The organism is Ensifer sp. Root142, from assembly GCF_001426785.1.
GTDB lineage: Bacteria > Pseudomonadota > Alphaproteobacteria > Rhizobiales > Rhizobiaceae > Ensifer > Ensifer canadensis.
Map to the genome: position 1 here is coordinate 423,064 of NZ_LMFK01000001.1, position 22,800 is coordinate 445,863.

26 protein-coding genes and 1 pseudogene are annotated in these 22,800 nt (G+C 58.2%); 19 read left to right on the forward strand and 8 right to left on the reverse strand.

Annotation, left to right across the window (positions count from 1 at the left end):
- From ASD52_RS02055 to ASD52_RS02075, 5 genes are all read left to right on the forward strand, one after another.
- Complete coding sequence (locus ASD52_RS02055) at positions 1-486, forward strand: hypothetical protein (protein WP_025426953.1); 486 nt, start codon at positions 1-3, stop codon at positions 484-486.
- 14 nt (positions 487-500) lie between these two features.
- The gene (locus ASD52_RS02060; protein ID WP_057222763.1) at positions 501-890 is read left to right on the forward strand and encodes a hypothetical protein; all 390 of its coding nucleotides are present in this window, start codon (positions 501-503) and stop codon (positions 888-890) included.
- A 107-nt stretch (positions 891-997) separates the two neighbouring features.
- Positions 998-1,240, forward strand: coding sequence for a hypothetical protein (locus ASD52_RS40690; protein WP_057222764.1), 243 nt, complete (start codon positions 998-1,000; stop codon positions 1,238-1,240).
- Positions 1,241-1,361: 121 nt separating this feature from the next.
- Positions 1,362-2,303, forward strand: coding sequence for a hypothetical protein (locus ASD52_RS02070; protein ID WP_057222765.1), 942 nt, complete (start codon positions 1,362-1,364; stop codon positions 2,301-2,303).
- Positions 2,304-2,312: 9 nt separating this feature from the next.
- Positions 2,313-2,936, forward strand: a complete 624-nt coding sequence (locus ASD52_RS02075) for a hypothetical protein (protein WP_057222766.1) — start codon at positions 2,313-2,315, stop codon at positions 2,934-2,936.
- A gap of 22 nt (positions 2,937-2,958) precedes the next feature.
- Here ASD52_RS02075 and ASD52_RS39030 read toward each other — a convergent pair whose 3' ends face one another.
- From ASD52_RS39030 to ASD52_RS02085, 3 genes are all read right to left on the reverse strand, one after another.
- Positions 2,959-3,123: a hypothetical protein gene (locus ASD52_RS39030; RefSeq protein WP_162254143.1), complete on the reverse strand. Its 165-nt coding sequence runs from the start codon at positions 3,121-3,123 to the stop codon at positions 2,959-2,961.
- Complete coding sequence (locus tag ASD52_RS02080; RefSeq protein ID WP_057222767.1) at positions 3,120-3,377, reverse strand: hypothetical protein; 258 nt, start codon at positions 3,375-3,377, stop codon at positions 3,120-3,122. The genes ASD52_RS39030 and ASD52_RS02080 overlap by 4 nt, the downstream gene beginning before the upstream one ends.
- Positions 3,378-3,477: 100 nt before the next feature.
- Positions 3,478-3,846 carry a hypothetical protein gene (locus ASD52_RS02085; RefSeq protein WP_057222768.1) on the reverse strand — a complete coding sequence of 123 codons (369 nt, stop codon included), beginning with the start codon at positions 3,844-3,846 and terminating at the stop codon, positions 3,478-3,480.
- 60 nt (positions 3,847-3,906) lie between these two features.
- Here ASD52_RS02085 and ASD52_RS02090 point away from each other — a divergent pair, with 60 nt between their 5' ends.
- The 8 genes and pseudogenes from ASD52_RS02090 to ASD52_RS02125 all read left to right on the forward strand — a co-directional run.
- The gene (locus tag ASD52_RS02090; RefSeq protein WP_057222769.1) at positions 3,907-6,012 is read left to right on the forward strand and encodes a phage tail length tape measure family protein; all 2,106 of its coding nucleotides are present in this window, start codon (positions 3,907-3,909) and stop codon (positions 6,010-6,012) included.
- Positions 6,012-6,680 (forward strand): hypothetical protein, encoded by a 669-nt coding sequence (locus tag ASD52_RS02095; protein WP_057222770.1) that lies wholly within the window; start codon positions 6,012-6,014, stop codon positions 6,678-6,680. Before ASD52_RS02090 ends, ASD52_RS02095 begins: the two co-directional genes overlap by 1 nt.
- The gene (locus ASD52_RS02100; protein WP_057222771.1) at positions 6,677-7,273 is read left to right on the forward strand and encodes a DUF2163 domain-containing protein; all 597 of its coding nucleotides are present in this window, start codon (positions 6,677-6,679) and stop codon (positions 7,271-7,273) included. The genes ASD52_RS02095 and ASD52_RS02100 overlap by 4 nt, the downstream gene beginning before the upstream one ends.
- A gap of 2 nt (positions 7,274-7,275) precedes the next feature.
- On the forward strand, positions 7,276-7,680 hold the full coding sequence (locus ASD52_RS02105) for a hypothetical protein (RefSeq protein ID WP_057222772.1): 405 nt from the start codon (positions 7,276-7,278) through the stop codon (positions 7,678-7,680).
- A 6-nt stretch (positions 7,681-7,686) separates the two neighbouring features.
- The gene (locus tag ASD52_RS02110; protein ID WP_057222773.1) at positions 7,687-10,335 is read left to right on the forward strand and encodes a DUF1983 domain-containing protein; all 2,649 of its coding nucleotides are present in this window, start codon (positions 7,687-7,689) and stop codon (positions 10,333-10,335) included.
- On the forward strand, positions 10,335-11,861 hold the full coding sequence (locus ASD52_RS02115) for a hypothetical protein (RefSeq protein ID WP_057222774.1): 1,527 nt from the start codon (positions 10,335-10,337) through the stop codon (positions 11,859-11,861). The genes ASD52_RS02110 and ASD52_RS02115 overlap by 1 nt, the downstream gene beginning before the upstream one ends.
- A 12-nt stretch (positions 11,862-11,873) precedes the next feature.
- Positions 11,874-12,794, forward strand: a complete 921-nt coding sequence (locus ASD52_RS39650) for a hypothetical protein (protein WP_244497404.1) — start codon at positions 11,874-11,876, stop codon at positions 12,792-12,794.
- A gap of 272 nt (positions 12,795-13,066) precedes the next feature.
- A pseudogene (locus tag ASD52_RS02125) lies at positions 13,067-13,339 on the forward strand (hypothetical protein); the annotation flags it as partial.
- 286 nt (positions 13,340-13,625) lie between these two features.
- On the opposite strand, the gene ASD52_RS02130 reads toward ASD52_RS02125, so the two are convergent.
- Complete coding sequence (locus ASD52_RS02130; protein WP_156585459.1) at positions 13,626-13,853, reverse strand: nodulation protein; 228 nt, start codon at positions 13,851-13,853, stop codon at positions 13,626-13,628.
- Positions 13,854-13,949: 96 nt separating this feature from the next.
- Here ASD52_RS02130 and ASD52_RS02135 point away from each other — a divergent pair, with 96 nt between their 5' ends.
- The 4 genes from ASD52_RS02135 to ASD52_RS02150 all read left to right on the forward strand — a co-directional run bounded on the left by ASD52_RS02135 (position 13,950) and on the right by ASD52_RS02150 (position 16,940).
- Complete coding sequence (locus ASD52_RS02135) at positions 13,950-14,603, forward strand: lysozyme (protein ID WP_057223345.1); 654 nt, start codon at positions 13,950-13,952, stop codon at positions 14,601-14,603.
- Between the two features lie 117 nt (positions 14,604-14,720).
- The gene (locus tag ASD52_RS39655) at positions 14,721-14,960 is read left to right on the forward strand and encodes a hypothetical protein (protein WP_082571693.1); all 240 of its coding nucleotides are present in this window, start codon (positions 14,721-14,723) and stop codon (positions 14,958-14,960) included.
- The gene (locus ASD52_RS02145; protein ID WP_244496112.1) at positions 14,960-15,334 is read left to right on the forward strand and encodes a DUF1515 family protein; all 375 of its coding nucleotides are present in this window, start codon (positions 14,960-14,962) and stop codon (positions 15,332-15,334) included. Before ASD52_RS39655 ends, ASD52_RS02145 begins: the two co-directional genes overlap by 1 nt.
- 163 nt (positions 15,335-15,497) lie before the next feature.
- On the forward strand, positions 15,498-16,940 hold the full coding sequence (locus tag ASD52_RS02150; protein ID WP_057209430.1) for a DUF1254 domain-containing protein: 1,443 nt from the start codon (positions 15,498-15,500) through the stop codon (positions 16,938-16,940).
- Positions 16,941-17,262: 322 nt separating this feature from the next.
- On the opposite strand, the gene ASD52_RS02155 is transcribed toward ASD52_RS02150, so the two are convergent.
- Positions 17,263-17,622 carry a helix-turn-helix transcriptional regulator gene (locus ASD52_RS02155; RefSeq protein WP_200953992.1) on the reverse strand — a complete coding sequence of 120 codons (360 nt, stop codon included), beginning with the start codon at positions 17,620-17,622 and terminating at the stop codon, positions 17,263-17,265.
- A gap of 707 nt (positions 17,623-18,329) precedes the next feature.
- Between ASD52_RS02155 and ligD the strand changes: the two genes are divergently transcribed.
- Entirely contained in the window at positions 18,330-19,616 is a 1,287-nt protein-coding gene (gene ligD / locus ASD52_RS02160; RefSeq protein WP_347369212.1) for a non-homologous end-joining DNA ligase, read from the forward strand.
- Between the two features lie 119 nt (positions 19,617-19,735).
- Here ligD and ASD52_RS02165 read toward each other — a convergent pair whose 3' ends face one another.
- The 3 genes from ASD52_RS02165 to ASD52_RS38110 form a co-directional block, all read right to left on the reverse strand.
- Positions 19,736-20,203 (reverse strand): hypothetical protein, encoded by a 468-nt coding sequence (locus ASD52_RS02165; RefSeq protein ID WP_063991798.1) that lies wholly within the window; start codon positions 20,201-20,203, stop codon positions 19,736-19,738.
- On the reverse strand, positions 20,196-20,366 hold the full coding sequence (locus ASD52_RS39215; protein WP_200953994.1) for a hypothetical protein: 171 nt from the start codon (positions 20,364-20,366) through the stop codon (positions 20,196-20,198). Before ASD52_RS39215 ends, ASD52_RS02165 begins: the two co-directional genes overlap by 8 nt.
- Positions 20,367-21,057: 691 nt before the next feature.
- The gene (locus tag ASD52_RS38110) at positions 21,058-21,234 is read right to left on the reverse strand and encodes a hypothetical protein (RefSeq protein WP_156585759.1); all 177 of its coding nucleotides are present in this window, start codon (positions 21,232-21,234) and stop codon (positions 21,058-21,060) included.
- Between the two features lie 351 nt (positions 21,235-21,585).
- Here ASD52_RS38110 and ASD52_RS02170 point away from each other — a divergent pair, with 351 nt between their 5' ends.
- On the forward strand, positions 21,586-22,152 hold the full coding sequence (locus ASD52_RS02170) for a hypothetical protein (protein WP_156612858.1): 567 nt from the start codon (positions 21,586-21,588) through the stop codon (positions 22,150-22,152).
- The last annotated feature ends 648 nt before the right edge of the window (positions 22,153-22,800 follow it).

Below are 22,800 nucleotides of genomic sequence, written 5' to 3' on the forward strand. Positions count from 1 at the left end.
ATGGCAAACAAGGCAACGAAGAAGGGCAGCAAGGTCTATGTTTGCGCGCTCGCCCAGAATACCGATCTCATCCAGTCCGCCTTTGTAGGGTTGACCTGGGTGCAGGTTGGCAAGGTTGGCAATGTCGGTGATTTCGGCGCCGACAGCACGATGAATAGCTACAACACGCTCGACGAGCCGGTGACTCAGAAGCAGAAGGGCACGGCGAATGCAGGTGATCCGCAGATAGAAGTCGCTTCGGTCTTCGACGATGCCGGTCAGATGATCCTGCGCACATTCGGCGATCCGCTGAACCTCGATAACATGGCAATCAAGATCGAGCGCAACGACGGCGGCGCCGGCAAGACGAATACCATCTTCTACAGCCGCGGCGTTGTTTCTGGCCCGCTCTACCCGGGCGGCGGCTCTGACGACTTCGAACTCGAACGCTTCACGATCGGCCTCAACCAGCTACCGATCCGCGTCAATCCGACCCCCATCCCGTAATCTGAGGTGAAAACATGGACATTTCCAAGCTCGTCAATTCCGAAGATCTTTTCGAACTGAAGCTCACCGGCCCGGACACCGACGAGCTCATCGGCATTCGCTTCATGATCCGCTCGGCCGAGAGCGACGCTGTAAAGCGTGTCGTTCGCCAGCACAGCGACAAGTTCCTTGCCAGTCGCAAGAAGAAGCTGACGTCCAGCAAGGTCGAGGCTGAATATCTCGACAAGGCCGCCGCATCTGTCGCCTCCTGGGACTGGGGTGACCATGATTGGAAAGGAGCCAAGCCGGAATGTACCTTTGAGCAGGTGCGCGAGGTGCTGGAAGAAGCCGGTTGGATCTACGACCAGATCGCGGCAACCTCGGAGGATCGGGCAAATTTTACGAAGAGCTCGGCGAAGCCCTAGCCGAGGCAGTCGCTGTCGTTGCTCGTTACGACAGCGTCCGTGACAAGGATGGCGAGACGAGGCGCGAGCGCAACGAGGCGTTCGAGACGGAAAGCCCGGATGCCGAAGTGCCGGACCACGGCGCCTTTATCTGGGATTGGTTCTGGGAACTCCGGCAGTCACAGCCGCCGGGGTTCTCTGGGCCGGTACCGGTATCGAACCTAGAATTGATGGCTTGGTGCCAGGTCACAGGAAACATCATCCGTCGGGAGGAGATTGGTATCGTGAGGGCCATGGATGCGAGTTTTTGCTTGGAAATCGAGCGCGAAACCGAGGCGATCAGGAGGCGAGAAGAATCCCCCCGCTGCTAATTGATGTTAGATTCACATGATTCCTCCAATACAACGCCACGGGGTTAAATCGAACTAGCACAACTGACTCGACATAGGTGAAATCCTCCGATTAGATCCCCTGGGATTCGGAGGGTAAATCTTGTTCTTAGAAAAGCATTCGCGGTTCTTCCGCAAATACGAGTTTCGTTTCGCGCCGCGCCACATCGGCGCACCGTTCTTGCCTCTCACTGGTAATACCAAACAGTACAGCGTGTTTGACGCGGTCCAAAAACATATTGCCGCTGAGAAAGCCCTCGAAGTCCAAACGAATGGCGACATTGTTGAACTCATGGAGGTAAAGCCGAAGGCCGGCGCGCTCGTCGTGCTGATCCATAGAGCGAGCCCTAATGCGGCTGAACCAACGTACCGAAAGAAAGCCAGGCAGCAGGCCGGGAAAAAGGTAACGATACGCCAAGCTGTGAAAGATGCGGATGAGGAGCAGTCGATTTCCGCTCACCTTGTGATTTCGACTGATACGACCGGAAATGGGGTGTACCGGGCCACCCTTGAAGAAATCCCCGGCATAAGCATGGCGGTAATTAGGCGGCTCATTGCGGACGCGCTGAAGGAGTATCCATATGAATTCCTCCGGGCGAAAAAGCCCATTGAGACCTATTGTACCTTTAAGCCTGAAGGTGTTCCGTCAGAAACAATGTCCAATGCCCTCAGCAAGGGGCATGTAAATTTCGTGACCTTGGTTAGGCCTGCTAAACCCGATTTTGTAGACGCGGACGGGCTCTTTAAACCAGAACAAGAGGTCCTCCGACTCCGCGTGACAGGTGAAATCAACGGAAAGAATTGGAAAAGCGTATTTGCCAACCTCGTGCAGAAAGCGCGGGGCGATGGTTGGTCGGACTTCAAGGTTGATATTGATCTGGACGATCAGCGCAATCGAACTGTCAAAATTGATAAAGACGACGAGGCCAAGGAAATCCTTTTTGTCCGTTCTGAGCGGGCTTCGTTCAAGGCATCACTACCTGCATGTAGCATCGATATAGTCGATGAAGTTGTCGAGAAAGGACTGGCAATCGCCAAGTCATAGGAGGGATTCATGAACGTCTTATCGTACCCTCTGGGGTACTTGAGACTGACTGACGAGCATGGGCGCAAGTTGTTTAGGAGAAATGCTCTCACGGTCGTGCTCTTGACTGCATTGATAAGCGCGCCTTTCATCTTTGCTGAAGCGAATTTTTTTGGCGACAAGGGCTTCCTGGACAGAATAGGGAGTTTTTCGGCGGTTCTTACCGGCTTCTATATCGCCGCGTTGGTTGGTGTCGCTAGTTTCAGTTCTTCAATTGGTGATCTTGATGAAGTCATTGTCGTTGGGCCGATCAAACGCATCGCTACAGATGGCCGCTCTGAAGACCTTACTCGGCGACAGTACGTTTGCTCGTTGTTCGGGTACCTGTCATTTGTTTCCCTGATAATCTCCATAGGCTCGATTCTGCTCATTGTGGCGGCAGCGGCGGACGGCAAGTTGATCAGCAGGGTAAGTGAAATTCCAGTAGCTGGCCCCTACGTAGTCTCGTCTCTGGAGATGCTACACGCCGCTTTAATAATCGTGTGCTCTCTCATCATAGCGCATCTCTTCGTGACGACGTGCCATGGGCTCTATTATTTGATCGACCGCTTGTACCAGAAGAATGACCAACTGCTTGAGAAGCCAGATCCCTGATTAAAACAGGTGTTCACCGATCTTAACTCGTCAAATCAAGAGTGGCGGGAGTGATAGGCAAGTACCCATGTCCAAGCAGCCAGTCGCGCACGATCCGGCGCAGCGCTTCAGCGCGGACGACGTTCTCCTCGGCCATGTAGGAGGCGAGGGCGACTTCGATGTCGGGTTCGTCACTTGTCTCGCTCATTTCGGCCACACCAGATAAACGTTGACGATCGTTAGCACCACGACAACACCCGTCATCACGGTGATGGCAATCGTCATGTCTCGCATCTGCTTCGTGAAGCTGAGAATGAGCTGGCTCTGCTCTTCGGCGTCGCGTCGAGCTATCTCATCCCGATAAAAGTTCAGACCGAGTTGCGTGCTCTGGGCAATCCCATCGTACTCGCGGACCAAAGTGTCTTTGGGCTTTTTCCGCAACTGTTCGTAGCTATCCGCCATCGCTATTTCCCTGGATTACGCGCCTGTGGGCAAATGTCGTCTCTGCGGGCCTTCTACTTGAACTCTTCCTTGGTGCCGTCTTCGTAGAGGACGGTTTTTGTTATTTCCCGGTCCTGACCTTGGCAATCGCGACGTCCAGTTCATGGGAAAACTCGTTTAGTTTGCCGAAACAGCTACCGGCGTCAGCTTTCGGATTCTCGGTCCGGGTGTCAGCCTTGAATTTCTTGTCCATCTTGTCGACGGCGAGGACCGCTTCGTCGCGGGGCATGCCGATCTGAATCGCTGCGCCTTCTGCACCTATCCGCGCGGCTTGATAATGAGAAATGCCGATCTCGTCTCTGCAAAGATACGCGACTGCCATCTTGCCAAAAGCCGCGTCCAAAACCGCGCGGAACTCATTCACATCCGGCTCCTGGGCGGAAGCCGGGAACGCGAGCAGTGCAACAACTGCAATCACATAGCTGCGCATGAATCATCCTCCGATTGAAACGGCGGGACGATAGCGCACGTTCGACGAAAAGGAAAAGCCATGGCCGATGTCGCCACGCTGGGATTGAAGGTTGAAAGCGGCTCCGTTGAGAAGGGGACGCAAGCACTCAATCAACTGACAGGGGCTGCTGCCCGCGCAGAAGCTGCGGCTAACGGCCTGACGGGCGCCAACCGGGGAGCTACCGGCGCTGCGAGTGCTGCTGCAAAGGCTTATGCGACAGAAGGGGCCGCTGCGGCGTCAGCATCGAAGCAAATCGAGATGATGAACCGCGCAGCGAACCAGAATGGCGGCGCGGCCGGTCGCGGCAACATGGCGAACATTGCCGCGCAGTTTCAGGACATCGCGGTCTCCGCCCAGATGGGTATGGGGCCAATGCAAATCGCGTTGCAGCAGGGCACTCAGCTGGCGGCGGTGCTCTCGACGATGGAGAACCCGGTGAAGGGGCTTGGCCAGGCTTTTCTGTCGGTCATTTCCCCAGTCAGCCTGGTCACCATCGGCGTCATCGCTCTCGTCGCCGCGCTTCTGCAGTACGTGAATTGGTCAATGCTCGCCGAGTCCGCATTGACTGCCCTCGCGGATGTGCTCGAACCGATCGCGCCATATGCGGTGGCGGCAGCGGCGGCGCTGACGTTGATCTACGCGCCGGCGATTGTTGGCGGCATCGTATCGTTGATCGCGCTCCTCGGCCGCTTGGTCGTCCAACTGGGAATCGTCGCCGGTGCCTTCGCGCTGGCGAACCCAGTCGTGGCATTCGTCGCTGGAATTGCAGCGGCGGTAGCGGCCGCGAACGTGTTCCGCGATGAGCTCACGCAGATATTTGGGCGGGATATCGTGGCGGACGCCAAGAACGGCGTGAACGCGGTCATTGGCGCGTTCATTGGCGGCTATCAGGCAATCAAAGCTGTATGGGGGAAGTTGCCAGAAGCTATCGCTGATTTTGTTTATTCGACTGCCGACCGGGTCATTGGCGGCATCGAAAGCATGGTGCAGAAAGCGATTGATGGCCTCAACAACTTGATCAACGAATATGCCCTTTGGATGGAGTCCATTGGGCAGCCCCTTAAGAACTACAATGACTTCATCATCCCACCTGTCAAATTTGATCGGCCCAAGAACCCGCACCCTGAGGCCGCCGGCGCAGTGATGCGCGCGGCGCAGGATGCCTACAACTCAGCCCAAGGCACCGACTATATCGGCAAGGGCATTGAAGCCATTGGCGGTTATGCTTCGACGGCGGCCGACAAGGTCAAGGATCTTGCTAAGTGGATAGGGACCGTCGACGACAAGTCGAAGAAGCGGGCCGGTAAGAGCGACCTCGAAAAATACGACGACATCGTGAAGGGCGCCGAACGTCAGATCGCCGCGCTCGAGGCGGAGCGCGACTCCCTCGGCTTGACGGCGGAAGCCGCTGCGGCTCTCCGCTACGAAACCCAGTTCCTGAACGAAGCGCAGCAACGCGGCATCTCGCTCACCGACGCCCAGAAGAGCGAACTGTCTGCCCTTGCCCAGGTCATGGCCTCGGTCGAGGCCGAGACCGTTCGTATGGGCGAGGCGATCGAGTTCTCGAAGATGCTCACCCATAGTTTCTTCGACGACTTCTTCGCCGGGCTTGAGCGCGGGAAGTCGGTCTGGGAATCGTTCGGCGACGCGGCGTTGGGCGTGCTCGACCGGATCGCCGACAAGCTGCTGACCGATGTTATCGATGCCGTGTTTCAGGTTGGCAACGCCGGGAAGGGCGCCGGTGGTGGCGGCCTGCTTGGCCTGCTCGGTGGTCTGTTCGGTGGCGGTAAGACCGCCGTCGACCCGTGGGCCGGACTCCGCGGTTACGCGAGCGGCACGTCTTCGGCTCGCCCGGGCGTTGCCTGGGTCGGCGAGAAGGGGCCCGAGCTCGTCCGGTTCAAAGGTGGCGAGCAGGTTATCCCGAACCACCGCGTGCATGGTGCCGCGAACACGAACGTTGCACCGTCGAGCACCCCTACCACTCAGTCGCAGCCAACGCAGGTCGTGCTTCGCGTCATTGGTGAGGAGGGTCCGATGTTCCGACCTACGATCCGTTCGGAGAGCGAGAATGTGACCATCGAGAACCTCCGGGCGTACGAGCAGGGCAAACGGAATCAGTATGAAAACGGCGGCGAGGCTTACTGATGCCTGATCCAATTTTGCTTCCGATTTTCGGCGATGGGAGGAAGGAGTGGGTCGAATGCAGGTTCGACCCAATTCAACCCCGCAGCAGCGATCAGATGGAAGGGCGCCGCACGGAGAGCCAAACGTTCGGGACGCCGTATTGGGTTGCCGGCTATGTGACGCGCCCGCTGCTGCGTCCTGAGTTCGGCGTCATGGACGCTTTCATGATGCAACTCGACGATAACGGGCAGACGTTTCTGGCACACGATGTTTTCCGCCCACGACCCATCGCCCACGACAACGGTTTTCCGCTTTCAGGCAGCAAAGCTGGGGGCGGGGCATTCAGCGGTGATGCGGTTCTGCAAACGATCACAAACCCCGTCACGATCGTAGTGTCAGGTCTTCCGGCTGGCTTCCAGTTATCCCGTGGCGACTATGTCGAAATCAGGAAAAGTCCGCTTGTTCGTTCACTGCACCGGGTCATCGCACCTGCAACTGCAAACGCCGGCGGCGTCGCAACTTTGTCGATTCGATACCGCCTGGATACCGGCGTCTTCAACACGTCTTCCACGGTCCATTTCGAGAAGCCGTCGTGCACTATGCAAATCGACCCCGGTAGCTACGACGGCAAGAAGTCTTGGGCCAACCGCTCGCCCTCGTTCACCGCGACTGAGGTATTCTTCTCATGAGTATCCTTGATCCCGCTGTCATCGCCGCGCTTGAAAGCGGCGATATCTCTCGCATCGATCTGATCCGCTTTGACTTGCCTGGCCGAGATCCGGTCGGATACCATCGCGGCGGGCGCCCCTTTGCGTATAACGGCATCACATACCTGCCGAACCGCTACCTGCAACAAGGTGAGATGCGCAGCGCCCTCGGCGCTTCGGTGACCAGTCGGACAATCCGGTTTTCGAACATCCCGGTTACAGACCCGGCCGACGCGATGGCTGTCGTTGAGCAGTATGATTATCCGAATGCGCCAGTGATCGTCACGCACCTGGTAGGTGCGCCGAACTCCGACCAGGTCATCGGCGTGCTGGCGTCGAGCATCTATGAAATTGACAACGTGACCTATGACACTGGCGCGGCCGACGACACAGGCACGCACACACTGTCGCTGACGATCGAGCTGCAGCCGCCGGGCCGCTCGGCACGCGGGCAAACGCTGGTCAAGCGCAGCCTTGCTGAGCAGCAGTTTGACAATGACGAAACCGACACGGGCCTCGAATATGTGGCGACGGTCGGCACCATTCCCGAAGAGTGGGGACAGGTTTCGAGGTAATCATGAATCGCTTTCGCATTGTCGAGACCACGCTGACGCGTGAGCTATCGACCCCCTATGCCTATGGCCCGGCCGATTGTTTCCACCTTGGTTGCGCCATGGCGGACGCCCTGCACGGCACCTCCCTCGTCGAGAAGTATCACGGGGCATACCGAACGCTATCAGGTGCACAACGTGCACTGCGGCGTCGCAGATTTTCGAGCCTCGTCGACTTCTTCGCAACCGAGCTGGGGCAGGAGCCCGCGGGTGGCGCCTCGGCCCGCTTCGGGGATCTCGTCATACTTCGTCTCCCTGATGGCGCCGAGCATGTCGGCATCTGCCTTGGCCTGCGCTTCATCACCAAAACCGAGAGGGGCCGATCAGATCACGGCCTTTCCGACGTCATCGCTACGTTCCATCTCGGATAACTTTCCATGGCAATTTTCACAGGTATCGGCGCCGCGATCGGCACGCTGTTCGGCTCTGCCCTGGTTGGCAAGATCGTCGGCGGCGCGCTCGCCTTTGGCGCGAAGTTCGCCTTCGCCAAGGTCAAGCAGAGCCAGCAGAACAAGCAGAAGTTCACCGCCGTTCAGGGGCAGGTGCAGATGGGCGGAGACGTGCCGGCGGGCACGCTCTATGGCACCGGAAAGACGAAGGGGCACCGCGTCTTTTATGCAAAGTGGGACAAAGGCAACAAACTGAACGCCCATGTTTTCGTTCTGGCGAGCGGCTGGTGCGATGGGCTTGAGCCCTACGTCTATATGTACGGCCAGAAACACAATCTTGTCGCCCAGGCAACGATCGGCAACGAGGTCGCGCGCTATGGCGTAGAGGGCTTCATCGACGGCGACGGCAACAGTTCCGTCTCCATCCGTTTCTATGACGGCCGGCCGGGGCAGGGCGTCGACCAGCGTCTCGTCGACGTGACTGCGGGTCTCGGCAACACATGGAAGGCTACGAGCCGTCTGAGCGGGCTCTGCTATGTCGTCGTCGAACTCTACTATCATTTGCAGTTCTTTCGCGACGCCGGCAAGGGACGTCCGGATATCGAGTTCGTGCTGCGCGGCCTGCGCGAGTACGATCCGACGAAGGACTCGACCGTCGCTGGCGGCGCGGGTCCGCAACGCATTGATGATCCGTCGACGTGGGTGCACACGCTTGTGCCAGCGATCCACCGGCTGAACTACCAGCTCGGCCTCCGTGGTCTGCGCTCTGGCCGCACGATCGTTGGCGAGGGCAAGTCGCTGGGTCAGCTGGATCTGCCGTCGTATTTTGCGGCGATCAACTACTGCCGCACGCTGCGCAAGGGTAAGCCGACCTATCAGTGCTCGCTCTGGGTCGACAGCGATACCGATCATACGGAAGCCCTTTCCGCGTTCGACGACGCCATGGCTGGCTACGCCATCAACCGGCGCGGTCTGTCGGGTGTCATCGTCGGCGCGCCGCAGATCCCGGTGCTGGAAATCACGCCAACCGATATCCCGGTAAAGCGGGCCAAGCAGAAACAGCTGCGCAAATCGGCATTCGCCCTGTTCAATCATCTCTCCGGCCAGTTCACTTCTCCGGAAGCGATGTGGAATCCGGAGAGCCTGAAGACGATTGTCGTCAATGCCGACGTCGCCGCCGACAAGCGTGCGCGCCAGACGTCGAACGACTTCCTGCAGGTGCATGATCCGGACATTGCGCAGTACCTGCTCAACATCCGCTATCGCCAGAACCGCAATGGCGGCACGGCTACCGTGCCCGTCAGCCGACGCGTTGGCTTCGCTGTTCAGGAAGGCGAGTGGGTCACCTTCGAGGGTAAGACCTGGATGGTGATGGAGTGGCAGCTCTCGGAAGCCTTCGAGGTGACGCTGATCCTCGGGGAGGCCGGCGCCGACATTTACGACGATGGCGATATCGCGCCTGGGCCGATCGTCATTCCGCCTGTGCCGCCGATCAATCCGTCGCAGCTGTTCACGGTGCAGGGCTTTGACGTTTACGCCGGCATGATCGCCGGCGGAAACGGCTATGACGTGCCGGCGTTGGAGTTCGTGTGGACCCCTCCGGACGATCCGACGATCACGTCGGTGATTTTCAATTATCGGGTCGAGGGCACTCTCGAGGATTTTACCGATCAGAGTGCCGAGCCGGAATTGGGGCGGTACCGAACGACGAAGAACATTCTTTCCGAGAAGGCCTATGTGGCGCGGGCAACGATTACGACCATGCCCGATCGGCTGCGAAATTTCACGGCGTGGCGAACGACTTCGACCGTCACGGGTGCACTCACGCTGCAGGTTGGACTTGGGCAGGTACGCGACGACGTCAGGGACCGTTTCGAAGAGCTGCAGGGCGAGTTCAACGGCGTGTGGCAGCGGCTGGAAGAACTGACGTCAGCGTTTTCGCTCGATGGTGCTGTAGGCGAGATCAAGCGGCAGGAGCTGAAGGCAGCGGTCGGCGAGGCGTTCGCGCAGATCGTCGTGGAGCAGAGGGTGCGCGTCTCGGCAGATGAGGCGTTAGCGCAGCTCTACACAGCATTGACCGCCACGGTTGGCAGCAACCTGGCCCGCCTGATCACGGAAGAGACAGCCCGCGCCACGGCCGACGAGGCATTGAGCAGTCGTATTGTCTCGCTTGACTCGAAGGTAGGCACGAACCTTGCTCGGCTGGTTACCGAGGAAAACACCCGTGCGACACAAGACAGCGCGCTGGCGAACAGCATCACGGGCGTCAGCGCGGATGTAAACGGCCGGTTCGCCGGCGGCCTGGTGAAGTTCGAGGCGGCAGCCGATCAATCGGGCGTCAATGCCCGGTTCTCGGTGATGCTGCGTGCCAACCTGAGCGACCAGTTCAAGGACAGCGGTTTCTATGTCGAGATCTACACCGAGAACGCCGTCCTGAAATCGCGCTTTGCCGTGAAGGCCGATCAGTTCGTTGTCTGGAACCCCGGAAACTCGGCATACCTGCCGTTTGTCTTCGAGAATGGCGAACTTCGCCTGAACGTTCTCAACGCGGGCTTGATCCGCGCCGGACGGTTTCTTGCCTACAACAACAAGGTCGACTTCAACCTTAATGCCGGCACCCTGGAGTTTTATAGCTGATGGTTCGCACGATGATTGGCATCGACTCGACGGATGCCGCCTGCATCAAGATCATGAAGAACGATGCCGACGATCCGCGCACCACGCCGGATAGCCAGCGCTGGAAGTTCCTCTACAACAGCAAACTCGGCATTCAAGCGAGCTTGTGTGACATATGGCTGGTGAACACGTTCCAGGCTGGTAGCGGTCCCTCCTACTATCCTCCGGGAAGCAATTCCGCGACGTTCACGTACATGTCTGTCACCACTGCGCAGGGCACGTTTTGGGGACTTCGAAACTCAGCGTTTCCGACCCTACGCTACAATGTCCCGCTGTTTGACGTGAAAGCCAAGAAGGGCGGTGGGAGCAACCGCTACAATCAACAGATGGTCGCCTGGACCGATAGCGGTGAGTATTACCACGGTCAGGGCGGCTACTACGCCGTGGGAAATTACGCTCAAATCGGATGGGCGGAAAACATGGTTCTCAACAACAATCTGGGGAACTTCGCATACGGCACGCCGATCATCGTCACGCCGAATGACGGAATTGATGCGTTCAACAAATTCCGATCGCGGGACAAGCGGTTGAACGTCTGGAATTTGCCGGGGAACAACATCGCGCCGGATGACGCCCCCGTTTTGGCGCCGAACGGGACCAAGACTATCAAGATCTCATCAACCGAGTTGAGGATCGCCAAGCCTGGCTACAACGTCGATGCTGCCAGCGTTCAGCAGATGGCCTTTGATGCTTCCAAGTTGCCGGTGAAGGTCATTGCTGCAGCTGACATCGCTCTTCCAGCCGGAGTGAGCTTCTACGAGACCGGCATTCCCTTGCCCGACACAGTCGTGCTCGATGTACACTTCTACGACAGCGCGACGATCATGTATCCGTCGAACCCGCAGGTCCTCGATTTCGGCGCGGAGTACTGGTTCGACGGCACCAAGATCTACTTCGAAGCCAGCAAGGCAATGCGCGCCCGCTTTATGCTCTATTTGGAGGACACCAGCCCGCCGACGGGCGGCTCGAACAAGGTACTTCGGCAGTTCAACGATGGTGCGCGGGATGTGGTCCAGTTCCTTCGCCCTGGTTCCGCAGACCCGCCGAGCTGGGCCGATATCGTCATTGATACCCGCTGGCCGCAGGTGCAGATCCTCGCGCAAGGCTATTTCAACGTGTCTGCCGGCAACGACGTGATCACCGATATCCCGTTTGACGGGGCGGGCATGTTCCCGATGGTGAAATACCTCACACATCATGGCGCCGGAAGTGGCGCGAGCCTTGGGCAAAACAACCTCCCCATGTCGTGGGGTGCGTTGTGGCGCCTCCCGTTCGTCAAACGTCTGCGATACGTCTACAACTTCAACCAATCTCACGCCGGCGAAAGCACCTATTGCGAGCTGACGGCGAACAACGCCCGGTTCCACACCTTCGCGGGCAATGTCGGCGACTACTACAATCGCAGCGATAGCCCCGGCACCTGGCGGACCTCCGGCGCTTACGCGCCTATCGGCATCCGCTACTACATCTTCGGCGTTCCAGCTTAGGAAAATCCAGACATGTCCATCCCCTATGTAACGGGCACGGTTTCCGTGGCCAATGGCAACGCCGTGGTCACGGGTGCCGGAACCGCGTGGGCCACGTCCGTTCTAAACGGCGGCCTCTTCGGCCTTGACGGTAGCGACGGAAACCCTATCCCGATCCTCAGCATCGACAGCAACACGCAGCTGACGCTTGCCAAGCCGTGGCGCGGCGCAACCGGGGAAGGGCAGGGATACTGGATCCAGCGCGACACGGCCTATGGCCAGCAGACGGTTGCGAACGCGCAAGCGCTGTCGACCTATCTGCAGCGGCTCGATAATGCGTCGCTGTCGGCCTTGGCAGCAATTTCTGCGCAGCTCGGCGCGGGCAAGGTTCCGCGCGGGTTGAGCGCTACCGTAATGGAGATGTTCACCGTCACGGACTTCGCCAAGACGTTCCTCGACAAGACCGACGCCGCCGCAGTTCGGGCAATTCTCGCAGCGCAAGCGGCCCTCGGCTTCACTCCGGTCCAGCAAGGCGGCGGTAGCGGCCAAGGGGGGAACAAGGTTAATATCGGCTGGGATGGTGTGCAGGGATTGACGGCGCAAGTTGACGCTTCGCAGCTCGGCAAGTTTTGGATGAACAACGACATAGCGACCGGATCAAGCTCAACCGCCGTTTGGGTGCGGTATCCTGCCCCCAACTTCTTTATCCATCAAATGGCTACGGCGGTCATAAACACTGACCCCAATGGCTTCGCAACCATATCGATGCCGCTGTCTTTCCCGCAGAACATGTACGTCGTCATCGTGTGTAACGGGGATGCCAATATTCAGGCGCAACCGGCGCTTCACGGAAGTAAATCGCCCGGATCATTTAACGTGGTTGTCAACCGGCCGAATGGCACGCCGCATGCTAACTCGGCCGCGCGCGTTGAATTTATGGCATTCGGGAGGTGATTATGGCGTACTTCGTATTGACCGACAGCGACGGCAAGCCGCTGGCTTTTTTCAACAGCCAGGTGCACGGCGGGCGCATGCGGAACATCGTCGAGGTTGTCGACGGTATTGAGGTGGTGACAGGAAGTGAACCAAATCCAGATTGCGCTATTCCTGATGCCGCTATGGAGATCACCGACGAACAGTGGCAGGAGCTGCTGGAGTATCAGGGGCTTCGAAAGCTGGTCGGCGGCTCGGTTGTTGAAATCGTCCAGCCATTCACGCCGCCGACGCAGGCTGACTATTCGAATGCCATACAGGTTCATCTCGATGCCAAGGCGCGCGAGCGGCAGTATGACGGCATCCAGACAGCCATCACCTATCGCGACGATCCGAACCTGCAATTCGCGGCCGAGGGCGCGGCTCTTTTCGCCTGGCGGTCGGTCGTGTGGACTTACTCGACGGCGGAACTGAAGAAAGTCATGGCCGGCGATCGCGAGCAGCCGACCGTCGAGGCCTTTATCACCGAGTTGCCGGCGTTCATCTGGCCAGAAACTGGCGCCTAAAGCGCCCTCGTCACCACCTGCGTCGCGACAGCGACCAGCAGACCCGCCAACGCCACGGCGGTTCCGTATCTCGCCACTCTTAATCGACGCCAGCGGGCGCCATTCCAATCATAGCCCATCAGATGCTCCATCACGGAAAGAACCGCAATCCGGAGAGCTGGATTGCGGTTCCAAGTTGCCGGCGGGGGGCAGGGGGCGGCGGCAACTATCGAGAGCATGCCGCTCACTCGTTAAGTGAACATTGCGAACCGGGCGCACCTTTTCACTACTGAGAATCTACTGGTGGTCAGCGAACCATTCGCGGGCTTACGCCAGCCAGCATCTTGACGATGTCGTCCTCCAGTTCCTGACAGAGGTCTTCAAATTCCTTTAGCATTTTGGGATCTGATGTCCGTTGCTCGCGCAGTTCATCGCGGCTCAACACTGCCATGCCGTAGGCTTCCATCAACTCATTGAGTGCCGCGAAGTTGGCGTCGGAAATCTGTTTCCGATGTGCCGGCAGGCGCATCATCATCCGTGCTCGCCCGACCCTCTCGAAGTCCATCACCCGCTCCTCAGTCTGTCGACTGAGAAGATTGTCCCCCACCAAAATGAAAGTAGCAACATGAACATGAACCGACGCATCAACGCGGCGGGCCTTGCGCTCGTCAAACAATGGGAAGGACTGAAGACGAAGGCTTATCAGGACGTCGCGGACGTCTGGACCATCGGTTACGGCCATACCAGCGCCGCCGGCGCGCCGGTGGTAAAGCCGGGCATGGTAATCACCGAGACACGCGCCGAAGAGATCCTGCGCGCCGATCTCGCCACGTTCGAGGAGCGAGTCTCGCGCCTGGTCAAAGTGCCGCTGACGGATAACCAGCACGCGGTGCTCGTCTCCTTCGACTTCAATACCGGCAAGCTGCATTCGTCGACCCTGTTGAAAAAGCTCAACAAGGGCGACTACGACGCCGTGCCGGCCGAGCTGATGAAGTGGGTCAACGCCGGCGGCAAGCGGGTAAAGGGTCTCGTCAACCGCCGCGCGGCTGAAGCCGGGCTCTGGGCCAAGGGCGAGTTCGTTTCCAGCAACACCGTGCCGGCTGCTCCGAAGGCTCCGGAAGTCGTGACGAAGGAAAATGTCAGCTGGCTCGCCGGCATCGTCTCGACCCTCGGCTTTGCTTTCACCGGCAATGGTCCGCTGCAGTGGGCACTGGCCGGCATCATTGTCGCATCGTTTGCGGGCGGCGCTTTCCTGTTCATCCGCAAGCGGCTCGATCCGGCATGATCCCCTGGCCGAAGATCCTCGGCGGCGTGCTCGTGCTCGCTGCCATCACCTGGGCCGTCCTTGAGATCCGCGAGGACGGCGCCCGATCAGTCACCAACGCATTCAAGAGGCAAAACAATGCGGCGGCACATTCCGCGGGCGATGCTCGCTCTGACTATGATACTTGCCCTGACGGCCTGTGGGACTTCGGCGCCAGCGAATGTCGACGGCCTGCGGCGGGTCGTCGGAACTGACCTGGTCGGCGCGCGAGGGGCGACGCCGGCGGATCAACGAAAGATAGACCGGACTGTCGTCGGCCTTTGCGCCGGCGGCGTCTGGACGAATGCGGAATGCGTGAGGCACGGGGAAGGGCGGTAATGGCATCCACAGAGACAGAGGCGGCTGTCCACCGCCAGCTTGGCGAACTGGCGGCAGGAATGCGAGCCCTGCAAGACACGATGCGCCGGATAGAGGAGGGCGCCGACCGTGCGGAAGACAAGGCGGCCGAGAGCCGTGCGGGCGTGCATCGCCGCATGGATGAGCTTGTCGGTCGCGTTGGTCATCTTGAAACGTCGACGGCAACAATTGTCGCCGACGTGGCGGAGATGAAACCGGTAACCGACGACGTGAAACGTTGGAAGCTGATGGGCATCGGCGCGCTCGGCGTCACAGGGATAGCTGCGATGGCGCTCGGGGTGAGTTTCGCGGAAGCGATACGGCGCATTGTATTTGTGATTATCGGGAAGGTGTGAAACCGCTCTGCGGAAGCGGTGCGAGGAGAGAAAGCGGCCACAGTGTGAGCGGTCGACTGGGCCGAGCCGGCTATTTTCTACGACAAGTTTTGGAGTCGATTTTTCTCCCGCTGTGAGTTAGCATCTCGCCGCTAATGCACATTGTTGCAGTTCGGAGGGAAACATGAATATTTCGCGTCGAGCATTCACGACATCTACGTGTGCGGGGCTTGCTATGGGGGTCTTAGCGGGGCCCGTTGTTGCACAGGACGGTTCGCTTGGCGACGAGCTGCTGGGACGGACCGACTTCTGGACAGCGCTAGAAGCCTATATCTATGCCTATCCGCTGGTCACCATGGAATATACCCGGCGAGTGATCACAAACGTGGCGGAGCCCAAGGGCACCAAGGCGCCGATGGGCCAGATTGGTCGACTGCGTGCCTATCCGGACGCCTCTTTCCGCGACGTGACAGCTCCCAATGCAGATACTCTTTACACCTATGGTTTCTTCGATGTCGCCAAGGAACCCTACGTCTTGAGCCTTCCGGATATGGGCGATCGCTACGCGCTCTTCCCAATGCTTGACGGCTGGACCAACGTCTTTGAAGTGCCCGGAAAGAGAACAACAGGAACGGGCGCCCAGACCTATGCGATCACCGGACCGGAGTGGACGGGGACCCTGCCTGAAGGCGTGACCGAGTACAAATCACCGACAAGCATGGTTTGGCTCCTCGGACGTATCTATTGCACCGGCACGCCTGAGGATTATGCCGAAGTCCACAAGCTTCAGGATGAGGTCAAACTCGTTCCCCTGAGTGGCTACGGAACCGACTACACGCCGCCGGCCGGCAAGCCTGACCCGACTATCGATATGAAGACCGCCGTTCGTGAGCAGGTCAATGCGTTGGATGCAGTCAGCTACTTCAAACTGTTCTGCGACCTGCTGAAGACTAATCCACCCGCCGCGGCAGACGCTCCACTGCTGGAGCGGTTGGCGACCATCGGGATCGTTCCCGGCCAGGATTTCGACGAGAGCAAACTTGACGTCGTCCTTCAGAAGCGTCTCCCACAGATCGCCTACGCGCGGATTATGTTGCACTTCAAGGATAGTGGTGGCGATGTAAAGGACATCAACGGCTGGGCCTACACGACGAAAACGGGTCTCTATGGTACGGACTATGTACAGCGCGCCCTGATCACGGCAATCGGGCTTGGTGCGAATCGCCCACAGGATGCGGTTTATCCGACGAGTACGAAGTCCGGCGATGGCCTGTTTGCTCGCGACTATAACGGTTCGGAAAAATATGTGATCACCTTTGCCAAGGGGCATCTGCCACCGGCAAACGGCTTCTGGTCCATCACGATGTATGACGCGGGATACTTCTTCGTTGATAACCCGCTGAACCGCTATTCAATCAGCCCGCGCCAGGACCTCAAGGCCAATGCTGACGGATCGACCGATATCTACATCCAGCATGAGTCTCCAGGCACAGACAAAGAGTCGAACTGGCTACCTGCCCCGAAGGGAAAGTTTATTCTGATGATGCGGTTGTATTGGCCAAAAGAAGGAAATCCGTCAATCCTCGACGGATCGTGGGTCCTGCCGGCTGCAACGAAGGCAGATTGACGAGCATAAGCCGAAAGGATCGGGCCTCGGATGCTTTACAGCAGCCTCCGGGGCCCGGCATCAGGACAAGCCCCCTGCGAAAGGGGAAGGACGAAGCCGCATTCGTGCCGAGCACTCGGCGAGGAATTTGCGTTCTCGTCCGCGGGTCTGGGTGTCGCGGGCAATTGATTCTCGCATCAGAGCAAGTGCGGGTGTATGGTTCAGATCTTGAATGCAATCTCCTGCGGCCTCCGATGCTCTCCTCTCGGAGGCCGTATTTTTTGCCTCACCTTCGCCACTGCAGATGTCCCTGGTCCTTGGGACGGGTGATAAGTCCTCCCCATCAATCCGGTTCGGCGAATATTTTCTGCATCCGGGCCAGTTTGCTTTCAAGAATCTTCAGCTTGCTTTCTGCGGCTTCAAGGCGTTGCAGCAAGGCGGTTAGTCTCTTGTCCCGTCCATCCTGCGGACCTTCACCGATGATATCCATTGGGTGCGCGTCCAACACCTCGCAAATTTGCATCAGCACTGGAATGGAGACACGATTTGTCCCATTTTCGTATTTCTGAACCTGCTGAAACGACAGGCCGATCAAGCTTCCCAGTTGCCCTTGAGAATACCCTCGCATCTTACGTATGGCTCTGATGCGCTGGCCCATCTGCCTGGAAAGCGCTTTTGCCGCATCTGCCGTCGTCCGACCCATATGCATCCCCTGTCGCTAGCTTTGCCGGTCGAATATGCGCAGCTGACGCCGCGTAGGCTAGTCAGATCGTAGTTTGCCTTAAAAATTTGGCCCGGCGGTCAGGACAAGACAGACAGCGGCTGCGGGGATTGAAATACGGATCTCGAGACAGGTATTCCGCCACAGCTGGAATAGTTGTAAACTTTGATCACTGGGTACGCATTCCAATTGCGGCCTCCATGGTGGAGGCCGCTTTTTTGTAGGTGAAGCCATAGCCATCAGCTTCGCAAAATCCAACCTGGCTCACGAAGTCGAAGGGCTACGCCGAGGCGGTCCATGGGTTCCTCACCAGCTACAGCACTTTTGGTGCCTTTTGCGGTTTTATTGATGGGTCTGTTCGCATCGAGCGATGCCCACATGGCGGCTGGCGGTTGGACCTACCCACCCGTCTGTTGCAATGGCGACGATGTCGATGGTGACTGCCAAGCGATTCCGAGTTCGGACGTCACGAAAGGGCCATTCGGATTCTCAATTCACCTTCATCCAGGGGACCATCATCTCGTGACGAGAAATCAGCTATTGCTGATCCCTTACGGAACGGAGCTTCGATCTCACGACTATGACTATCACATCTGCCTTCAGCCAACAGATGACCCTTCTGAAGCTGCGGGAATGGGGCAGAACGGGAAATACCGCGTTAACTGCTTCTTCGTGCCTCCGGACGGTGCTTGATTGGTAATTCTCTCGTCGTTCCGCGACGGCAGTGGGACAAGGTCCATGTCTGCGGCGACGTAAGTATCGTGGCCGACGGCGCAGATGTCGCACCCAGCGGCAATCATCTCAGCCACAAAATCCGGGAGTTCACTCGACTTCCAGGCGCTGCTTGCGTTTGGGCATCCCTGTCTCTTTCGATGACGAGATCCAGCAAGTGTAAAGCACCGAGCCAAAAAGCTCCTCCTGTAGGATTCACCAGCCTAGATTTCGGGCAGGGGCGAGCGGTGAGACGTTTTCGCCATCTCGTGCGTTTATACGGAATGGCTAAAACGCTGAGAAAGAAACCTCCCCCTGGACCGATGGCGGATCCCATGCCGGATCGCGTCGAGCCATGCCTTGCGCTGCTTGCTAAGAAAGTGCCGGCTGCTGGCGATTGGGCATTCGAAATCAAGTGGGACGGCTACCGCCTGGCATTGCATGTCGAGCCCAGCCGCGTGCGCATACTGACGCGCGGCGGCCATGACTGGACGGATCGTTTCCCGGCGATCGAGGCGGCGGCTAAGTCGCTTGGACCGACAACCATGATCCTCGACGGCGAGGCGGTGGTGCTGGACGAGGCCGGCCGCTCGAACTTCGGCATGCTGCAGGCTGCACTCGGCGGCCGCGGCGGCAAGCGCGTCGCCGGCGAGGCGCTGTTCTATGCCTTCGATCTTCTCTACTTCGACGGCCACGACCTGCGCGGCCTGCATCAGCGAGAACGGCGGATGATCCTGGAAGATACGATCGAAGAGGGGGCACCCATCATTCGCGTGTCGGAAGAGATCGAAGGCGAGGGCGCGGCCATCTTGGCGCAGGCCTGCAAGTTCCGCCTCGAAGGTATCATCGCGAAGGACAGGCGGGCTCCCTATCGATCCGGCCGGAAGGGCGATTGGCTCAAGCTTAAATGTCATCGGAGTGACGGCTTTGTCGTCGTTGGGTACGAGCCGTCGACGAAGGTTCGGGGCGCAATCTCTCGTCTACTGTTAGCGGCAAGGCGAGGCGACGAGCTGGTTTATGTTGGTGGCGTCGGAACGGGCTTTACGGACAAGATGACCCGCGATCTTCGGAAGCAGTTGGCAGCCATGCCGCCGAAGGTGCCGCCGGTCGCACTGAAGCGCAATAACGTCGTGTTCTGCGAGCCGGCGTTCGTGGCCGAAATCACCTATACCGAGATCACCAGCGACGGGAAGCTTCGCCATCCCTCATTCAAAGGCATGCGCGAGCTAGCCGACAATGCCGATGTGTTTGAGCTCAAAAAATAGGTCCCAAGGGAGGGGCCTTGGAGAGAAGCATCCTTCGAGATGAGTGCATATAACACCGCTGCGGCGGCAATGTTCCATCTCCGCGGTCGATAATCACCGTCTCTGTTTCCCCACCCGGATTACATTCCCGTTGTTGTTGCTGCACTGCTTGCAACGCATGCGTCGACCAAGAGCCACGATAGACTGCGTGGTGCCGAACCGGCGCGCCAGATCGTGCCGATCAAGGTGATGTTCCCGGCCACAGCGTTTGCAATGGCAGAAAAGCTCATACCATTCCGGCAGGTTGGCGAAGGTGATTTCTTCCGGTCGTCCGGCTGGCTCCGCATTGCCAGCCGGTACAATCGGGAGGGCGGGGCCTCCGAAGGCATCGGGTCGCTGTATTTCAATTGGCAGCGATCATTGAAGTTGTTCTTTGTTTTCGAGCAGCCGTTGGCTTGAGCCAGCTTCTCTAGGAGGGACGGCATAGGAATGTCGCCGACACGTTCTAGCAGCGCTTTGGCGTCATATTGCTTCTTCACGCCGCAGGAGCATTCGACGCGAACCTTGGCGACAAGCTCGGAAAGCCACCAGGCACCGTTCTTAGGCATTGCCCTTCTTCCATTCCGGTCGATGTTCGAAGCAGAACCAGTTCGGGGTGGCCCTTCCGACAGCGAAGCCGAAACCGCCCCACTTCTTACAGCCAGGATGTTCACATAGGTGGACATACGGGCCGCTGCTTGCGGCTTTTGCCGCGCCGGTTTCGTCGCTCATGCTGATGCCTTCTGAGAATATCTGTTCTACAAATGTTCTCATTGGCGCAGAGAGTCAACGACCAGATTTAGGGAGAGGCACTGGAGCTTCAGAGCCTACTTTCATCCGAACCGAAGTCGGGATAGGAGGTTAGAGTTGTGGGTCAGTTGGACAGGAGCAGGCAGCGACTAACTGATGCGCTGCGCTCCGTAGGGGCACTATGGCGGAAGAAAGTATTACGGAAGAAGAGAAGGCTAGGATTGAAGCCCTATTTCAGAAGCCGATACCTTGGTACACCGATCCTCGGATTGTCAGATGGCTGGTGTTTGTAAGTGCTGCCATTGGTGCGCTTCTGAGCATTTTCTTCTAGCTGTCAGTTCTGTGCCCGCAGTCTTTCGGTGGGCAAGTAAAGCTAATGCGGATTTGGGGCGATCAGCACTACGCCGGCGCCGAGCTCGAACATCTCGGTGTTGGCGGTCATCGAGAGGAAATTGTTGTCGGCAAGTTCCATCAGCGCCGTCGCCACTTCCTCGCTGACCAGCCGGCAGCGTGGGCTCGATCGGCTAGCGACTGGAATTCAGCCTCGATTGCCTCCTGGCAATGGAGACTACGGTCGGGATGGCATTTCGGATGCTTCGGCGCAGGTATTTTCGGCATGGCGTCTCCTCCTGCAGAAGATGTTGGGGCGGCAACTACTGTTCGCAAGGTCTTGCTAGTGAAATGGCGTCGCGATAATCCCGCGCCGGATCAACTCATGGAGTGCCGCGCTTGCGATATCCGCGACGTCGTCTGGCATTGGCACCTTGTCGAGTGCTGAATCGATCATCACAATGCAGATGTTCAAGAGTTCCTCGTCACTGAACTCGGTGACTTGCTTCCTATCGTCCATGGCCATCTCCTCTTGGTGAGACGGTAGGCGGAGGCGAAAAAACGTTCTAGATGCAAATGTGACAGGTAAGATTTCGCTATAACGTCGGTCGGCAATCGAGCGGGTGAAGACAATAGCGAGTCACAGAGTCCCGAAATAAGTCTCGAAGTGGATGGGTGTGCAGGCCGCAACCGCCTGCGCTACAAGGGCTTGGCGAAATTAGCCCACTCTCCTGGGGGGCAAGGGGTCGTGGGTTCGGACTCCGCCGTTAGTAAATAGTTTTCGCCCAACGATTGATGCTCTTGAAGGTGCAACCCTCACTGTGTCACAGGTGCGGCATGGGGAACTCTGTCGAGGGTGCTGTGGGGGCGGATGAGTGAAAAGGCGAATACGCCAGGTCAATTGCGTGGCAAGGCGAAGATCGCATTTGGGATCTGGGCGCTAGCTGGTGCACTGCCTGTATTGGCCAAGATGGTTGGCTATCAGTTCTTGCCCTCGATGGAGTGGCTGAACCGCACATTCCTAGTGGGCATTGGTGTTGGTCTGATTTCTGCCGGCGGCGCAGTTTGGATCGTCTGCAGAAGGTTGGCCACGGCACCGGACGGCGGCGAGGTCAGAAAGGCGGTGGCCGTGATCGGTGCTCCGCTTCTTGGTTATTTGTTCGGGAATCACGCTGTCGTCTTCACTGGTCCGATGATCATTGCATTGCTGACCGGGAGCCAGGTCGAGCTTTCTTTCACCGTTGCAGATGCCAACCGGCACATTTCCAGTCGATGCCCCTCGTCGATCGAGTTGCAGAGTTTTCCAATCGTGTTCGAGCGCCTGTGTGGCGTTCCGGAGGAGGTCAGGCGCAATCTCGTCTCTGGCGGCCAGATTATTGTCAGCGGCCGGGGCACCAGCTTGGGCGTTTATGCTGACAGACTCCGCGCAGATAAATAGACGATTGCGCTGCTACGAAGATCTCTCTAAATGGTAGTTAGATATGGTTGCCAATTCTCGATATGTTCCGGCGTTTCTCGTGCTGTTTTGGAAGCACATTGGAAACCGCTTTACTTGTGCCACGCGGTTTTGAGCTTAAAATCAATTACTCTTAATCAGCGGGTCCACGGTTAGAGCCCGTGATCACCCACCAAAACTTCCTTAAGCTGCTGATTTATTTCCAAAAGTCCTGCTCTGTAAGAATCGATCGGCTGGCTTTGGTCGACCGTTTCGCGTCTCATGTTGACCATTGAGGACAGCTCCGCCGGTTCCCTTAAGTAGACATCGTGCAAAAAACTCCAGAAATAACAGAGCCCTGGCGTAAAATGAGTGGTTTCGAACTCTGTTTGCTGCTCAGTACCGTAGAAATATGAATGTCGCGCAAGCAAAGCCGTCTTGCGACGGCGTGCAACACACACGTCCTACTGCATTAGCGAGGGGCAGACCATGACGACCAGACGGAATCTCCTGCTGGCAGCCACAGCCGTCGCAGCGACGGAAGTGCCACTCAGACCGCAGCACGTCGTCCGATACGCCCGCCACTGAAGCCTCGTTGCCCCGAAGGGCGCATCGCGTTCGAGGTTTAGTTACACGCTCGTAACAGTAATT

Coding starts and splice junctions, on each gene's coding strand:
- ASD52_RS02055 (WP_025426953.1), top strand. CDS start 1: ATGGCAAACAAGGCAACGAAGAAGGGCAGCAAGGTCTATGTTTGCGCG.
- ASD52_RS02060 (WP_057222763.1), top strand. CDS start 501: ATGGACATTTCCAAGCTCGTCAATTCCGAAGATCTTTTCGAACTGAAG.
- ASD52_RS02075 (WP_057222766.1), top strand. CDS start 2,313: ATGAACGTCTTATCGTACCCTCTGGGGTACTTGAGACTGACTGACGAG.
- ASD52_RS39030 (WP_162254143.1), bottom strand. CDS start 3,123: ATGAGCGAGACAAGTGACGAACCCGACATCGAAGTCGCCCTCGCCTCC.
- ASD52_RS02080 (WP_057222767.1), bottom strand. CDS start 3,377: ATGGCGGATAGCTACGAACAGTTGCGGAAAAAGCCCAAAGACACTTTG.
- ASD52_RS02085 (WP_057222768.1), bottom strand. CDS start 3,846: ATGCGCAGCTATGTGATTGCAGTTGTTGCACTGCTCGCGTTCCCGGCT.
- ASD52_RS02090 (WP_057222769.1), top strand. CDS start 3,907: ATGGCCGATGTCGCCACGCTGGGATTGAAGGTTGAAAGCGGCTCCGTT.
- ASD52_RS02095 (WP_057222770.1), top strand. CDS start 6,012: ATGCCTGATCCAATTTTGCTTCCGATTTTCGGCGATGGGAGGAAGGAG.
- ASD52_RS02100 (WP_057222771.1), top strand. CDS start 6,677: ATGAGTATCCTTGATCCCGCTGTCATCGCCGCGCTTGAAAGCGGCGAT.
- ASD52_RS02105 (WP_057222772.1), top strand. CDS start 7,276: ATGAATCGCTTTCGCATTGTCGAGACCACGCTGACGCGTGAGCTATCG.
- ASD52_RS02110 (WP_057222773.1), top strand. CDS start 7,687: ATGGCAATTTTCACAGGTATCGGCGCCGCGATCGGCACGCTGTTCGGC.
- ASD52_RS02115 (WP_057222774.1), top strand. CDS start 10,335: ATGGTTCGCACGATGATTGGCATCGACTCGACGGATGCCGCCTGCATC.
- ASD52_RS39650 (WP_244497404.1), top strand. CDS start 11,874: ATGTCCATCCCCTATGTAACGGGCACGGTTTCCGTGGCCAATGGCAAC.
- ASD52_RS02130 (WP_156585459.1), bottom strand. CDS start 13,853: ATGATGATGCGCCTGCCGGCACATCGGAAACAGATTTCCGACGCCAAC.
- ASD52_RS02135 (WP_057223345.1), top strand. CDS start 13,950: ATGAACCGACGCATCAACGCGGCGGGCCTTGCGCTCGTCAAACAATGG.
- ASD52_RS39655 (WP_082571693.1), top strand. CDS start 14,721: ATGCGGCGGCACATTCCGCGGGCGATGCTCGCTCTGACTATGATACTT.
- ASD52_RS02145 (WP_244496112.1), top strand. CDS start 14,960: ATGGCATCCACAGAGACAGAGGCGGCTGTCCACCGCCAGCTTGGCGAA.
- ASD52_RS02150 (WP_057209430.1), top strand. CDS start 15,498: ATGAATATTTCGCGTCGAGCATTCACGACATCTACGTGTGCGGGGCTT.
- ASD52_RS02155 (WP_200953992.1), bottom strand. CDS start 17,622: ATGGGTCGGACGACGGCAGATGCGGCAAAAGCGCTTTCCAGGCAGATG.
- ASD52_RS02165 (WP_063991798.1), bottom strand. CDS start 20,203: ATGCCTAAGAACGGTGCCTGGTGGCTTTCCGAGCTTGTCGCCAAGGTT.
- ASD52_RS39215 (WP_200953994.1), bottom strand. CDS start 20,366: ATGAGCGACGAAACCGGCGCGGCAAAAGCCGCAAGCAGCGGCCCGTAT.
- ASD52_RS38110 (WP_156585759.1), bottom strand. CDS start 21,234: ATGGACGATAGGAAGCAAGTCACCGAGTTCAGTGACGAGGAACTCTTG.
- ASD52_RS02170 (WP_156612858.1), top strand. CDS start 21,586: ATGAGTGAAAAGGCGAATACGCCAGGTCAATTGCGTGGCAAGGCGAAG.